Annotated in this window: 18 protein-coding genes; 9 read left to right on the forward strand and 9 right to left on the reverse strand. The window is 34.6% G+C overall.

Annotated elements, in window-relative coordinates:
* Positions 1-33: 33 nt before the first annotated feature.
* Positions 34-1,434, reverse strand: a complete 1,401-nt coding sequence (locus ON07_RS01880; RefSeq protein ID WP_010227743.1) for a trypsin-like peptidase domain-containing protein — start codon at positions 1,432-1,434, stop codon at positions 34-36.
* Between the two features lie 135 nt (positions 1,435-1,569).
* Between ON07_RS01880 and dapF the strand changes: the two genes are divergently transcribed.
* Genes dapF through mltG form a run of 3 tightly spaced genes read left to right on the forward strand, consistent with a single transcriptional unit; the run spans position 1,570 to position 3,915 of the window.
* Positions 1,570-2,358: a diaminopimelate epimerase gene (gene dapF, locus ON07_RS01885; RefSeq protein WP_010227745.1), complete on the forward strand. Its 789-nt coding sequence runs from the start codon at positions 1,570-1,572 to the stop codon at positions 2,356-2,358.
* A complete protein-coding gene (locus tag ON07_RS01890) occupies positions 2,352-2,882 on the forward strand; it encodes a GNAT family N-acetyltransferase (protein ID WP_010227747.1) in 531 nt (176 codons plus the stop codon). Before dapF ends, ON07_RS01890 begins: the two co-directional genes overlap by 7 nt.
* Positions 2,872-3,915, forward strand: coding sequence for an endolytic transglycosylase MltG (mltG, locus tag ON07_RS01895; RefSeq protein ID WP_010227749.1), 1,044 nt, complete (start codon positions 2,872-2,874; stop codon positions 3,913-3,915). Before ON07_RS01890 ends, mltG begins: the two co-directional genes overlap by 11 nt.
* Before the next feature lie 10 nt (positions 3,916-3,925).
* On the opposite strand, the gene ON07_RS01900 is transcribed toward mltG, so the two are convergent.
* Positions 3,926-4,378 carry a hypothetical protein gene (locus ON07_RS01900; RefSeq protein ID WP_010227750.1) on the reverse strand — a complete coding sequence of 151 codons (453 nt, stop codon included), beginning with the start codon at positions 4,376-4,378 and terminating at the stop codon, positions 3,926-3,928.
* A 344-nt stretch (positions 4,379-4,722) separates the two neighbouring features.
* On the opposite strand from ON07_RS01900, the gene ON07_RS01905 reads away from it, so the two are divergent.
* On the forward strand, positions 4,723-5,382 hold the full coding sequence (locus ON07_RS01905) for a hypothetical protein (RefSeq protein WP_029331329.1): 660 nt from the start codon (positions 4,723-4,725) through the stop codon (positions 5,380-5,382).
* Here ON07_RS01905 and ON07_RS01910 read toward each other — a convergent pair.
* Genes ON07_RS01910 through dnaA form a run of 3 tightly spaced genes read right to left on the reverse strand, consistent with a single transcriptional unit; the run spans position 5,379 to position 8,037 of the window.
* A complete protein-coding gene (locus tag ON07_RS01910; RefSeq protein ID WP_010227754.1) occupies positions 5,379-6,110 on the reverse strand; it encodes an SAM-dependent methyltransferase in 732 nt (243 codons plus the stop codon). The two genes, ON07_RS01905 and ON07_RS01910, sit on opposite strands and share 4 nt — an antisense overlap.
* Positions 6,111-6,125: 15 nt before the next feature.
* Positions 6,126-6,599, reverse strand: a complete 474-nt coding sequence (locus ON07_RS01915; protein WP_010227756.1) for a low molecular weight protein-tyrosine-phosphatase — start codon at positions 6,597-6,599, stop codon at positions 6,126-6,128.
* A 10-nt stretch (positions 6,600-6,609) separates the two neighbouring features.
* Positions 6,610-8,037 carry a chromosomal replication initiator protein DnaA gene (dnaA, locus tag ON07_RS01920; RefSeq protein WP_010227758.1) on the reverse strand — a complete coding sequence of 476 codons (1,428 nt, stop codon included), beginning with the start codon at positions 8,035-8,037 and terminating at the stop codon, positions 6,610-6,612.
* Between the two features lie 206 nt (positions 8,038-8,243).
* Here dnaA and ON07_RS01925 point away from each other — a divergent pair, with 206 nt between their 5' ends.
* Entirely contained in the window at positions 8,244-8,642 is a 399-nt protein-coding gene (locus ON07_RS01925; protein ID WP_010227761.1) for an acyl-CoA thioesterase, read from the forward strand.
* Positions 8,643-8,699: 57 nt separating this feature from the next.
* On the opposite strand, the gene ON07_RS14185 is transcribed toward ON07_RS01925, so the two are convergent.
* Genes ON07_RS14185 through ribD form a run of 4 tightly spaced genes read right to left on the reverse strand, consistent with a single transcriptional unit; the run spans position 8,700 to position 11,794 of the window.
* Positions 8,700-9,254, reverse strand: coding sequence for an IMPACT family protein (locus ON07_RS14185; RefSeq protein WP_010227762.1), 555 nt, complete (start codon positions 9,252-9,254; stop codon positions 8,700-8,702).
* A gap of 5 nt (positions 9,255-9,259) precedes the next feature.
* A complete protein-coding gene (locus ON07_RS01935) occupies positions 9,260-10,132 on the reverse strand; it encodes an EamA family transporter (RefSeq protein WP_029331330.1) in 873 nt (290 codons plus the stop codon).
* Positions 10,129-10,737, reverse strand: a complete 609-nt coding sequence (locus ON07_RS01940) for an HAD family hydrolase (protein ID WP_010227766.1) — start codon at positions 10,735-10,737, stop codon at positions 10,129-10,131. Before ON07_RS01940 ends, ON07_RS01935 begins: the two co-directional genes overlap by 4 nt.
* Positions 10,730-11,794, reverse strand: a complete 1,065-nt coding sequence (gene ribD, locus ON07_RS01945; RefSeq protein ID WP_010227768.1) for a bifunctional diaminohydroxyphosphoribosylaminopyrimidine deaminase/5-amino-6-(5-phosphoribosylamino)uracil reductase RibD — start codon at positions 11,792-11,794, stop codon at positions 10,730-10,732. Before ribD ends, ON07_RS01940 begins: the two co-directional genes overlap by 8 nt.
* Before the next feature lie 27 nt (positions 11,795-11,821).
* On the opposite strand from ribD, the gene ON07_RS01950 reads away from it, so the two are divergent.
* The 4 genes from ON07_RS01950 (at position 11,822) to ON07_RS01965 (ending at position 14,780) form a co-directional block, all read left to right on the forward strand.
* The gene (locus ON07_RS01950) at positions 11,822-12,310 is read left to right on the forward strand and encodes a GNAT family N-acetyltransferase (protein WP_010227770.1); all 489 of its coding nucleotides are present in this window, start codon (positions 11,822-11,824) and stop codon (positions 12,308-12,310) included.
* An 86-nt stretch (positions 12,311-12,396) separates the two neighbouring features.
* A complete protein-coding gene (prmC, locus tag ON07_RS01955; protein WP_237708828.1) occupies positions 12,397-13,209 on the forward strand; it encodes a peptide chain release factor N(5)-glutamine methyltransferase in 813 nt (270 codons plus the stop codon).
* A gap of 25 nt (positions 13,210-13,234) precedes the next feature.
* Positions 13,235-13,846 (forward strand): LOG family protein, encoded by a 612-nt coding sequence (locus tag ON07_RS01960; RefSeq protein WP_010227775.1) that lies wholly within the window; start codon positions 13,235-13,237, stop codon positions 13,844-13,846.
* Between the two features lie 241 nt (positions 13,847-14,087).
* Positions 14,088-14,780, forward strand: a complete 693-nt coding sequence (locus ON07_RS01965; RefSeq protein WP_010227777.1) for a VOC family protein — start codon at positions 14,088-14,090, stop codon at positions 14,778-14,780.
* The last annotated feature ends 7 nt before the right edge of the window (positions 14,781-14,787 follow it).

Genomic DNA, 14,787 nt, shown 5'->3' on the forward strand with positions numbered 1-14,787 from the left:
TTACAGTAGGTCATACTTTTTATGTATTGGTATCTACCTCCAAATATAGGTTTGTTCCTTTCCCTCTTTATTCACAAAAGTAACACTAATAGGCTCCGAGGAGTTTTTAGAATTTAGAACCCGTTTTACATCTTCAATATCATTTACTTTTTGATTGTTTATTTTGGTAATGATAATTCCAATAAGTGCCTGAGATTGTTTGTCTCCTTTTAAGGCTCGAGAAATTTTCACACCATTTGAAGTATTATATTCTCTAAGTTCGGCTTTAGAAGCATTAGCAACCTCTAAACCAATTTGTTGAATGGCAAACGTTTCATATTTAACTAATTTTACTGCAACTTCTCGTTCTTTACCATCTCTAATAACTTTCACATTTACCACATCTTTAGGTCTTTTAGAGCCTAAATATCCGGTTAGGTCAGACATTTTTCTAATTTCAATATTGTCTATTCGTCTTATAACATCTCCTTGCTTTATGCCGGCTAGCGCTGCGCCACTTCCGCTATCAACATCGGCAACTATAACTCCTTGGGAAGTTGGGAGATCAAACTGTTTAGAAATTATTTGATTTACATTTTGACCTTTTATTCCCAGTATTCCTTGCTGTACATTCCCATATTCCATAATGTCCTCTACGATCTTTCTGGCGTTATTGGATGGAACAGCAAAACCATAACCAATATAACTACCGGTTTGAGAAGTAATTGCGGTATTAATTCCAACAAGTTTTCCGTCTATATCCACCAAAGCGCCCCCGCTATTTCCGGGATTTATAGCAGCATCGGTTTGAATAAAGGATTGTGGGGAACCATCATAGGCATTCAAATCTCTAGCTTTTGCACTTACAATTCCTGCGGTAACTGTAGAGGTTAAATTAAAAGGGTTACCAACGGCTAACACCCATTCTCCAAGTTTAATATCGTTCGAATTTCCAAACGGAATATATTCAAGATCTGTGGCATCAATCTTTATTAATGCTATATCTGCCTTTGTATCAACTCCAATTACTTCAGCCAAATATGTTTGATTATTATTTAAAGTTACTTCAACTTCTCCGGCACCTTTAATTACGTGATTATTGGTAATGATGTATCCATCTGGCGAAATAATTACTCCTGAACCAGAGCCTTGTAAAGCTTTTCCGGTATTACCTCCTCTAGAGTAATAATCCCAAATACTATTAGATTTATTAAAAATCGCGACATTTTTTACATGGACAACAGAGTGAACTGTCTTTTCGGCAGCCTCGGTAAAGTCGGCATTTGTTCCGTAGATATTATTAGAATTAGCTACGGGAATAAACGAAGAAGATTCTTGTTCTATAGGGGAATGATCCAAAAAGACATCATTTTCCTCAATAATTAGTTTGTAAGAGCCTAATGTTAAAACACCACCTAATACGGAAACACCAAGTAATTTAATAAACTGTTTCATTTTTTATTATAATTTTTATTTCGATAAAATAACTAATCATTCTAATGCTTACTATAAAATCGCTTTAAAAGCCCATCTATACAACGATTGTTTTTATGCGATTGTTGTATATTTGTTTTATCCAAATTAGCATACATGAATATCCCTTTTTATAAATTCCACGGCACAGGAAATGATTTTATAATGATTGATAATCGCAATGATGTATTCTCCAAAAATAATACCAATCTAGTCCATAATCTTTGTCATCGAAGATTTGGAATTGGAGCCGATGGCTTGATCCTTTTGGAAAATTCTGAAGAAGCTTCAGAAGACTTTAAGATGGTCTATTATAATTCCGATGGCAACCAGAGTAGTATGTGCGGTAATGGTGGAAGATGCTTGGTGGCATTTGCAAAACTTCTTGGGATCATTAATGATAAAGCAACTTTTAATGCGATAGATGGTCTTCATGAGGCAACAATAGATGGAGATATTGTGAGTTTAAAAATGCAAGATGTAATGGCGAAAGGAATAAATGAAGATGAGTTGTTTCTGGACACCGGATCTCCTCATCATATTTTGTTTTCAGAACAAGTTGGTGATATCAATGTAAAAAGAGAAGGGGCATCCATTAGATATTCAGAAAAATATAAATCCAGTGGCGGAACTAATGTGAATTTTGTTCAGCAAAAAGATGATACTACCTTTTTAGTGAGAACTTATGAGAGAGGAGTAGAAGATGAAACTTATTCTTGTGGAACTGGAGTTACCGCAGTAGCCATTGCTGTTAATGCGATAGGAAAAACCGATGCGAATACCATAAATTTGGAAACGCCTGGAGGAAAGCTTAAGGTGTCTTTTGAAAATAATAATGGAGCGTATCATAATATCTGGCTTACAGGGCCAACTGCTAGAGTTTTTAAAGGAAAGTTTGAATGTTAACTTTAAAAGGAGATAAAGTGTATTTAAGGGCATTGGAGCCCGAAGATCTGGATTTTGTTCTGGAGGTGGAAAACGCGGAAGATTTTTGGGAAATAAGTGCTACCAGAGTGCCATATTCTCGCTTTTTAATCAAGAAATTCCTGCAAAATTCCCATCGTGATATTTTTGATGTAAAACAGCTGCGGTTAATGATCTGTAGGCAAGATGATACACCAATTGGTTTAATAGATGTATTCGATCTAGAACCTAAAGATCGCAGAGCTGCGTTAGGGATCCTGATTGTAAATGATGAAAATCGTGGAAAAGGCTATGGCGCAGAAGTTCTAAAGCTAATCAGCAATTATTGTTTTACTCATTTAGGTTTGCATCAATTATATGCAAATGTTACCGCAGATAATTTAGCCAGTATCAAATTATTTGAAAAATGTAATTTTAAACCCGTGGGGACTAAAAAAGACTGGATTTTAGTAAGCGGAAAATTTAAGGACGAAATTCTTTACCAATTAATAAATAATGTATATTAAAAAAATTCTTTGGATTATCGCCCTTCTTGGGCTTGTAGCATTAGGGATCTATAGTTATTCCGTTTATAATTCAATTTTCTCACCGAACACGAAATTCGAAAGTAGTACTAAAACAGTTTATATTCCAACGGGAGCAACGTATCAAACTGCGATAGATAGTTTACGCCCACTACTGGATGATCTTTCTTCGTTTGATGTTGTCGCCCAGAAAAAAGGTTATGCGGCAAATGTGAAAGCTGGAAAATATATTCTGAAAAAGGGCATGAATAATAATGATCTGGTGAATGTGCTTCGCAGTCAGAATACTCCGGTCTCAGTGGTGTTCAATAACCAAGAACGATTGGAAGATCTTGCAGGGAGAATTGCAGTTCAAATTGAAGCAGATAGCGTTTCGTTATTAAATACGATGAAAGATGAAGCTTTTTTAAATGCTAATAATTTAAATAAGGAAGAAGCACTAGGCTTATATATCCCGAATAAGTATGAATTCTTTTGGAATACTTCTGCAGAAGGTTTTAGAGAACGGATGCTAACAGAATATAAAAGATTCTGGAACCAGAACAGATTAGATAAAGCTAAAGAAATTGGATTAACACCAAATCAGGTAACCGTGGTGGCTTCCATAGTTCAGAAAGAAACCGCGAAGGTAGATGAGCGACCTAAGGTTGCTGGTGTGTACATGAATAGGTTTAATAGTGGTTGGAAGTTGGAAGCAGATCCCACAGTGATCTATGCTATAAAAGAGAAATCCGGGAATTTCGATACGGTTATAAAAAGGGTGCTTTACAAAGACCTTAAATTGGAATCTCCTTACAATACGTATATGAATATCTCCCTTCCTCCGGGTCCAATTGCCATGCCCGATATTTCTTCTATAGATGCGGTTTTAAATTATGGGAAGCATAAGTATTTCTATTTCGTTGCCGATGTGGAGAATTTTGGATATCATAAATTTGCTGAAAATTTGGCTCAGCACAATAGAAATAAACAGGCGTATGTGCGATGGATCAATGCACAAGGAGTAAATAGATAATTTTTCAGAATTATTTAAATTTATAACCCAAGCCTCCGTAAACCGAGCCTTTAATTTTATCATTTATATCTGGTCGCACTTTTATCTCACCTTTAATATAGATAAAGAAGGGTCCGAAGTGATAATCTAATTCGCTTAGTGCGGCTAAGGAAGGATATAAGTGCTTAGGCCTTTGTATCATGCCTAATTCTATTCCTAGTAATGGAGTTAGTTTTTTATCCCTCCTAAGAACATAGCTTAAATTAGCTCCAAAAGCTTTGTAATTTATAATATTGAAAATTTCATAAAATGCCTCCACTTGAAGTTCCTCTTTTCTAACTCCGAAACGGAAAACACCATCAAAACCTCGTTCATTTACAGTTCCCTTATAAACTGCATTTCTTATATCGGCGCCAGCACTGATAAAAAAATAAGAGTCGTTAGAAAAAGTATTTCTATACTGGCCTATACACAAGAAAGGCATATAAGAAAAATAAAAATTAAAGTTTTCAATTTGATTTATAGGGTGATGGTTTTTATTCAGTGAAATTCTATCAAATCCTGCAGGGGAAAAGGAGCTTTTAGAGCCCTTGATTTTTTTATTTCAGACAATTATTAAAAATATAATAAATGAAAAGTTGTTACAATACATTTAACTTTCTAAATATCAGTTAGTTAAAATAATTAAGAGAGTGGTCAAAATCTTGTGTTTTGTTTAACAGGCTGTAAATCAAATTATTAAAAATTAATGTATCTTTGCACGGCGAAATTGAGAAGGGTACTAAATATTATATATTAAAACCAATTGCTTCTCAGAATCAAAACATTATGAAAAAGAAAGTTGCAAAATTTTCAATTCTACCAATTTTATCTGGTGCTATATTTTTTAGCTTTTCTACAAAGGAAGCTGCAAATTTAGAAGGATATGCCACCTCTTCACTTGAACCTTTAGAATATACTGTTCCCAATACAGAGGATATGCCAGAAGAAATCCTTGAGGATGTTAAGGCTACTCCTAAACTTGGGAAATCTTATGTTGGCTTTAAGGAAGCTTTGGGTTTCAAAGAATCTCGAGGTAATTATAAAACCATCAATCAATATGGTTACATGGGGAAATACCAATTTGGTAAAGGAACTTTGAAATTAATTGGAGTATATGATACTCAATTATTTTTGGATTCTCCAGAGTTGCAAGAAGCAGCATTTTATGCGAATGCATCTAGAAACAAATGGATTTTAAAAAGAGATATAAAGAGATTCGTTGGAAAACGAATTAATGGAATTCTTATTACAGAATCTGGAATATTGGCTGCAGCACATCTTGCAGGGCCGGGGAGTGTAAAGAAATACCTTAGAAGTTGGGGAGCAAACGCATTTAGTGATGCTTTTGGAACTACTATCGGATATTATATGAAGAAGTTTTCTGGATATGACACTTCTTTCGTGCAACCAGAGAGAAAAGCTAAAGCTATTGTAGCTATTTCTTAAAAATCTTTTTGAATTATAAACATAGTAGGCCTTTTATGAAGGTCTACTTTTGTTTTCGACCATTCCAAAACAGATTTGGTAATGATATATTCAGTTGCCAAGGTTAGATCGCAGGCGATACAGAGTTTCGTGGCAGGGTTTAAAACCTGTACTAGATCTTCAACTAATTGATTATTTCTATATGGAGTTTCTATAAAAAGCTGTGCCTGATTTTTTTCTGAAGAAATTCTTTCCAAAGTTTTTAGCTCTTGTTTTCGTTCCTTCTTATCTATTGGTAAATACCCATTAAAAGTAAAACTCTGACCATTCATTCCGCTTCCCATCATAGCCAAAAGAATAGAAGATGGTCCTACCAATGGCACTACTTGAATTCCCATTTCATGTGCCAGTTTTACAATTTCAGCACCTGGATCGGCAACTCCTGGACATCCCGCTTCACTAAGCAACCCAACATCTATTCCGTCTTGGCATGGCTCTAAAAATGTCGATAAAATAGAAATATCAGTATGTTTATTTAGGGTGTTTAGCTTTAAAAAAGACTGTTGTTTTTCGGGAAGTACTTGTTTTATAGATCTTCTGGCAGTCTTTTCGTTCTCCACAATATAATGATCTATTTTTTCAATAATAGTAGATATGGAATCTGGAAGAACTTCAGAAATTTTAGACTCGCCTAAGGTGGTTGGAATTAAATATAATTTTCCAGAGAATCGAAAGATGGAATTGCTCATAATTATAAATGGATGTTATTTAGGCTGCTGCTTCGCTTCCAATTTATTGGCGATAACTTCGCAGGCTTCATCTAGCATTTTGTAAACGTTTTTGAAGCCTTCAGCTAAACCTTGATAAGGATCTGGAACATCTACATTTTCACCGGGAAATATTTCGTCCGATATAAGTTTCACCTTCTTTTTATCTTCTTCATTTCTCGCCAGCGCAATCACATCGGCATAATTAAAAGTATCCATGACATAAATAAGGTCAAAATTATCGAAATCTCGAATGCTAAATTGTCTTCCTCTTTGTAAAGTGATATCTAAACTATGTTTTTTTGCGATGGCGATCGATCGAGGATCAGGCTGGTCTCCAACATGATAATCCCCAGTGCCGGCAGAATCTACATATACTTTTTGAGGATCTGTTTTGGACTTTAGAATTCCTTCGGCTAGTGGCGATCTACAGATGTTTCCGAGACACACCATTAAAACGTTGGTTTTCATAAACTGTAAATTATAGAGTCAGTTTTTTATTAAGGTCTTCTACGAATTTCTTGAATTGCTTATCTGTAGCGGCTAAATTATCTACTGTTTTGCAAGCATGAAGCACTGTGGCGTGATCTCTCTTGCCAATTTGGCTACCAATACTCGCGAGTGATGCCTTAGTTAATTTCTTAGCAAAGAACATAGCAAGTTGTCTAGCCTGTACAATATGTCTTTTTCTGGTTTTAGATTGAAGTGTTTCTACATCCATTTGGAAATAATCACTTACGATCTTTTGGATATAATCTATAGATACTTCACGCTTGGTGTTCTTCACATAATTATCTACAATTTTTGTAGCTAATTCTAGCGTGATGTCTTTTTTGTTAAAGGAAGAATGAGCGATAAGCGATATGATTGCGCCTTCTAATTCTCGTATGTTCGTTTTAATATTATTCGCTAAAAATTCAATAATATCTTCCGGCATTTCTACACCGTCACGATATAATTTATTTTTAATTATGGAAACGCGGGTTTCAAAATCCGGGTGTTGTAATTCTGCTGAAAGTCCCCATTTAAAACGAGATAATAAGCGTTGCTCGATATCTTGCATATCTACAGGTGCCTTATCACTGGTTAAAATAACCTGTTTCCCGTTTTGATGAAGATGGTTAAAAATATGAAAGAACACATCTTGAGTTCCTGCTTTACCGGATAATAATTGAATATCATCTACTATCAGCACATCTATAATCTGATAGAAATGAATGAAATCATTTCTATTATTTTTTTTAACAGACTCTATATATTGTTGCGTGAATTTTTCTGCGGAAATATATAAAACCGTTTTTTCTGGATATTTATCTTTAATATCTACCCCAATAGCATGGGATAAATGTGTTTTTCCAAGTCCTACGCCTCCAAAAATCAATAAAGGGTTGAAAGAAGTTCCTCCCGGTTTATTGGATACTGCTAAACCTGCCGAGCGCGCTAGCCTGTTAGAATCACCTTCAAGAAAATTTTCGAAACTATAGTTTGGATTAAGCTGAGATTCTATCTTAACATTTCTAATTCCAGGTATAATAAAAGGGTTTCTAAGCTCTGGATTTTTATTCTTAATAGGCACGTCTACTTCTTGGGAACGCATTTGAGTTCGTTGTGTGCTAGGTATTTTTTCAGTAAATGGAAGTTTGTTTCCGTAGGTGTTCTCCATTTTAATAACATACACCAATTTTGCTTTTTCGCCTAACTCTTTAGTAAGTGAAACTTTCAAAAGTTTTACATAGTGTTCCTCCAACCATTCATAAAAGAATTTTGAGGGTACCTGTATACTTAGAGCACAATCTGTAAGTTTTACTGCTTGTATAGGTTCAAACCAAGTTTTATAAGCTTGGGGTGTGATGTTATCTTTGATAAAAGCTAGACAGCTATTCCAAACTGATTGCGCAGTTTTTGACATGCTTGTTACTTGGTTATAAAATGGTTAGTAGATCGTTAAAAATTTGAAAAGCTCAAATTTGGTTTTAACTTCTCGCAGAACAAATATGTGAACAAAATATCTAATAAAAAAAATGCTTTTAGTGTTGAATTTCAATAAAATTTTATGCATACTTGCTTCGTTCGATGAAAGTACAAAACCTACCTAACTTATCCTGAAAAAATCCTATGAAAAGTCATAATACTTATGTTAAAGTCAGATATGCAGAAACAGATCAGATGGGTGTAGTGCATCATGGAAACTATGCCGATTATTTAGAAATAGCCCGTCTAGACTGGCTTGATACCTTAGGTGTTTCTTATAGATCTATGGAAAAAGAAGGGGTGATGTTGCCTGTTTATGAGCTTCATTTTAAATTTCTGAAATCTGCAATGTTCGACGATCAACTTAAAATCGTTACAAAATTAAAGAAGATTCCAAGTGTTAAAATTGAATTCGATTATGAAATCTATAATCAAGATGAAGAGTTGCTAACAACAGCAAATACAGTATTAGTGTTCATGGATACCCATTCTAGAAAACCAATAAGATGCCCGGAATATGTTTTAAATAAGTTGAAGGGCTAATTCTCTATTTTTTTAATTTCAACTTTATAAACACCTGAAAATTTTTCGAAAATAGTTTCAGATTCTTTTTTTTCTTACTGAAATAAAAATTTTGCAGTCCAATGCTAATTGCTGATCTATCACATTAAGATTATGCTCTTTTATAATTCGCATTACTACATTCATTTCGGGATAATCGAATTGTATTACATAGCGATCGTCAATGGTGCGTTTTAGGATATTGCTGTTTTCAAGAGCCATTTGTGCCGCACTTCTGTACGCATTAATCAATCCGCCAACGCCAAGCTTTACTCCACCAAAATAACGAACTACTACAATTAAAATATTGGTGACTTCAAAAGACTGAATTTGCCCATAAATTGGCATTCCGGCAGAATTGGATGGTTCTCCATCGTCGTTGGCTCTAAACTGATGCTCTTGCTCTTCTTTTCCTAACTGCCAAGCATAGCACCAATGTCTAGCTTGATGATGTTTCTTTTTAAGATCATCTATGATTTCCTTCACCTCATCTTCAGATTTAATAGGGAAAGCATACCCGTAGAATTTTGAATTCCGGTCTTTAAAAATAACTTCTTCCGAAGCTTTGGTTATACTTTTATAAGTGTCCTTCACAATAGTTAAATTCCGCTATTTGCAACCAAAAGGATACTAATAATCGCTAGCACGATCCCAATCCAATTCTTGGTTATTAATTTTTCTTTAAATAATATAATTCCCAGTACCGTAGAGACTAAAACTATCGCGACGTTGTTAATTGTGAAAATGGTGGAACTGTCAAATCCGTTATTTCTAAGGGCCATCACAAGGAAGTGGATGGAGAAGAAATTTGGGATTCCAAGAACGATTCCTCCAATAATATTCCTTCCTGTAATTTTCAAATTACCCGTAATTCCTTGAAAAGTTAAGACTAAAACTCCAATAGTTCCAGCCACAGAAAATATGGTTGAAGAGAAAAGGGCAACATCGGTTTTATTTACATATCCGGATTCTATAAATTTAATAAGTGTATCTATAAGTCCACTCCCTAAAAACACCAAGATTGGATAAATGAGGTTTTTTTTCTTGATCGCAATCCCCGTATTGGCTTTTATAGAACTTAAGTAAACTGCGATTAATGCCAGAACAACTCCTACTATTTTTAAAATTCCCGCGCTTTCATTAAAATAAAGAATTCCAAATAATACAGGAATTGCTACAGACATTTTTGTAGCTACTGAAACTACCGAAAGTCCGCTACGCTGTGTGGTGATTGCGGCAAGGTTGAACACAATAATAAAAAGTAATCCAAGAATTAGCGTGCCATAAAACCAAGGTTTAGAAGGAATTTCGCTGATATTAGCATCTTCTACAAATCCAAAATAACCTACCGCACACGCAATAAAATAATTAACAATGATCGCCTGAAGGGTGTTGATCTCAAATCGTTTGAACAATTTAAAAACCACAAAAATGATACTGGACGAAAGAATGCTAAGTAGTAGGTATATCAAAATAATGCTTTGTTGGTGGTGAATAGATCAATTACATCCTCTCGTGTCGGTTCAAGATTCCATGTATGAATCCCTAATTTTTCGGCAGCTTTGGTATTTTCTATGGTATCATCAATAAATAAGCATTCTTCAGCTTTTAGTTGATCCTTATTCAGCACATATTCAAAAATATCTAAATTCGGCTTTCTTAAATTTATTTCATGTGATAAATAAAATGCATCGAAACAAGATTTGAATTCTTCGAAAAATGGAACTTTTTCCTTAATCCAATCTATATGAATCTCATTGGTGTTGCTTAAAAGAATGAATTTATAATTCTTGTCTTCTGAAAGCTTTTTGATAAACTGAAATCGGTATTTAGGAAAATCCATTAATATAGAATTCCATGCCGTAGTCATACTTTCGGGAGTAAGAGACGAATAAGTATCTATATAGGAAGTAATAAATGATTCCGTAGAAACTAGCCCCATTTCATAATCCTTATTAATATGCAGGATGTCTTCCGGAAACACTTCAATGTTTAATTTTTTAAGCTCTCTAATGGTTGCGGGTTTATCAAGATTGATAAATACATCGCCAAAATCGAATATTATGGTTTTAATCATTGGAATAAATTCTTAAAGTATCTCCAGTAAATTCTTGCTTCAATTTTATTTCAGCATCAAAAACGGGGGCTTTTATTCCCTTTCCAAATTGAACTTCTCCCGTAAACACTCGTGCCTCATCCCAAAGACCGGAATCTATAAAGGATTGAAGTGTTCTGGACCCTCCTTCAATAATTACAGACTGAATGGAGTGTTTATAAAGGACTTGACAAATTTGAGAGGTGACCTCCTTTTTGAAATCTATATGTTCAAAAACTAAATATTCCGAGGAAGTTTTAGAATTTGAATTCTGGGACTCTTCACCACAAATTACAATGGTTTTGATGCTCTTGTCTAAAAGCGCAGAATCCTCGGTTAACCTCAAATGCTGATCTATTAATATTCTTACGGGATTTGTGCCTTCCCAAAGACGAGTATTCAGCTTAGGATTGTCCAATACCGCTGTATTTGTGCCCACTAAAATCGCGGCTTCTTCGCTCCGCCATTTATGCACTAATTGTTGGGAATATTTATTGGTGATCCACACTGGTTTCCGAGTATGATTTTCTTCAGAAGAAATAGGTGCAATAAAACCATCTACACTTTGTGCCCATTTTAATATAATATAAGGCCTTTGATGTTTATGAAAGGTGAAAAATCGCTTATTCAGAGTGTTGCATTCTGTGTCCAGAATTCCTAAAGTAACCTGGCAGCCTGCATCCATCAGCTTTTTAATTCCTTTTCCGGAAACTGCTGGAAACGGATCTATGCTGCCAATCACGATTTTTTTAATGCCACTTGCGATAATTAAATCGCTACAAGGAGGAGTTTTTCCGTAATGGGAACAAGGTTCTAAGCTCACATAAATCGTCGCCTTTTTTAAAAGTGATTTATCCTTAACAGAATTTATAGCATTAACCTCTGCGTGAGGCTCTCCAGCTTTGCGATGCCAGCCTTCACCAATGATCTTATTTTCGTGAACGATAACACTTCCAACCATCGGATTTGGATAGGTGGTTCCTAGTCCATTTTTGGCTAATTGAATGCACCTTTTTATATATTTTTCGTGTATCTTCACATCACAAAAATAGGATTAATTAGAAGAATGTGCAGTTTTAAAATACGTGAGATTCAACCAAAAGACAACCAGAGTGTTGCGAAGGTGATAAGAGAAGTTTTAATAGAAATGGGAGTGCCTAAAGTTGGTACTGCTTATGAGGATAAATCCTTGGACGATATGTTTGCTAACTACGATACTAACAAAATGCAATATTTTGTGGTCGAAGAGAATGGTGAAATTATTGGAGGTTCAGGAATTGGTCCATTATTAAATGCTGATGAGACAATTTGTGAGCTTCAAAAAATGTATTTTCTACCTGTTGCTCGAGGCAGGGGGATTGGAGCTGCGATGATGCAAACTTGCTTGCTTTATGCGAAATCTGTAGGTTATGAGCAATGTTACTTGGAGACATTGCCGTATATGGAAAATGCCAGAAGCCTTTACAATCGTACAGGATTTAGAAATCTTGAAAAGCCAATGGGAGATACCGGGCATTATAACTGTACTATGTGGATGATCAAAGATCTAGATTAGATCGATGAAGACAGCTTAGTTCTTAATTCAGAAAACAATTTAGATTATTGTTACTTTCAGAATATAAAAAACAATTTGGGCTTGCTTTGAAAAACGAATATCCTGTAGAGGAGATCAACTCGTTTTTCAATATTTTAATAGCACATTATTTAAAGGTGACGCGATTGGAGTTGGCGCTGGATCCGAAAAAAGAGATTTCTTCTGGAAATATAAATCTGTTTGATGAAATTTCGCTGAGGTTGCAGCAGCACGAGCCAATACAGTATATACTAGGGGAAACTGAGTTCTTCGGATTAAAATTCCAAGTGAATACAAACGTATTAATACCAAGACCCGAAACAGAAGAATTGGTTTCTTGGATTCTTTTAGATCTTTCAAAAAATAAAATTTCAGCTCCCAAAATTGTAGATATTGGTACAGGAACCGGATGTATTGCAATTAGTTTAGCTAAGAATCTACCGGAGGCCAAGCTTACGGCTTTAGATATTTCAGAAGAAGCTTTAAAAGTGGCTTCCAATAATGCCGAAGCGAACGAAGTAGAAGTGAAATTTGAAAATCAAGATATTCTTAATCTTAAGCAAGCTTTTAATTTTTTTGATATCATTGTATCCAATCCGCCGTATGTAAGGGATTTGGAAAAAAAGGAAATGAATAGGAATGTTCTTGAAAATGAACCGGACGGAGCACTTTATGTGCGAGATAACGATCCCCTTATTTTTTATGAAGCTATTACAAAGCTGGCAAATGAAAGTTTAGGTACAGGTGGACGCTTATATTTTGAAATCAATCAATATCTTGCTGAAGAAACAGAACAATTGATAAAAAATGCCGGTTTTAGTACCACGCTTAAAAGGGATCTTTTTGGTAATTTCAGGATGATAAAAGGAATTAAACGCTAACATATAATTTAAAATCTAGCCCCGTTTGAAAACTCATAATAATTACAGGAATAACTTAAAGAGTATAGCAGTGTTTTGCGCCAGCAGCGATGGTGTAGATTCTGAGATTTTCAAGGAAGCATATCAAGTCGGGAAATATTTGGCTGTAAACAATATAAAATTGGTTTATGGCGGCAGTAAACTGGGCTTAATGGGACAGGTTGCGCAAGGAGTTTTGGATAATAAGGGTTCAGCAACCGGCGTAATTCCGGATTTTTTAAAGACCAAAGAAGTGGTTCATACCGGTTTAACAGAACTAATTACCACAGATAATATGCACGAGCGAAAGTTGAAAATGCATGATCTCAGTGAGGGTTTTATTGCTTTGCCGGGCGGATTTGGAACTCTGGAAGAGCTTTTCGAGATCCTAACGTGGGGACAATTAGGTTTGCATAAGCATCCAATTGGGATCTTAAATAGCAATAATTATTATGATGATCTTTTGGCGATGTTAGATAAAATGGTCGCTAAAGGTTTGTTGAAAGAATCTAATATGAATCTGGTTTTAGTGGCGGATAACATTGAAGAATTAATAAAGAAGATGAAACACTTTGAGCCAATGCCGGTACCAAAATGGATGAATAAAAACCAGACGTGATTTTAATATTCCAAGTAGATATGATAAAAGGAGTTCTGTGGAGAAGGAAAACTTATTATAGGAAATTTTAGTTTTAAAAATGAGATTTGTCATTCTGGAGGTAATATAGTGGACTGAAGAATCTCAATAGAGTAAAATAATACTAAGCAAAGAAATCCCTCCGAAGGTCGGGATGACATATTATAAAGATTATTGTACAGATTGATTCTGGAAATTTGTCAGAACTGTAAGGAATTGAATTATGAAAATTACAAGACTGGAAATAGGTTGTAAGAATACTGTAAAACAACAACAGTTTTACAAGGATGTTCTTGGTCTTGAAATATTTAATGTTTCAGCAAATTTATTCGAAATACAACTTGGTTATTCTGTTCTAAATTTTCAAGAAGACAACAATTTTACGCCTTACCATATAGCTTTTCATATTCCGGATAAAAAGGAAGAGCAAGCTTTAATGTGGTTGAAGAATCGAGTAAATGTTTTAAAATATGAAAATTTTGAGATCATAGATTTTAAAGGTTGGAATGCGAAATCTCTTTATTTTTATGATGCAGATAAGAATATTATGGAATTTATTTCTCGAAGAAATTTTAACGGGGAATCATCAAAAGACTTTTCAGAAAAAAGTATTTTAGGAATTAGTGAGATTGGTTTGGCAACGGATGATATTCAGGAAAAATATCAGATTTTAAATAACAATGCGAACTTAGAAATATTCGATGGAAATTTTGAAAAATTCTGTGCTATTGGAGACGATGAGGGTTTGCTAATAACCATCAATAGCAATCTTAAAACTTGGTTCCCCACGGGAGATACCGCCTATAATTCAGCATTTAAAATACAGTTTTCACATATCGAAAAGGAGTATAACTTTCAATACACAGGAGAAAAATTGAAGTTTTTAGATGCCTTACCCAATAATTATTCAGCATAATTTTTAT

The sequence above is a fragment of the Gillisia marina genome, assembly GCF_000258765.1.
Taxonomy (GTDB): domain Bacteria; phylum Bacteroidota; class Bacteroidia; order Flavobacteriales; family Flavobacteriaceae; genus Gillisia; species Gillisia marina.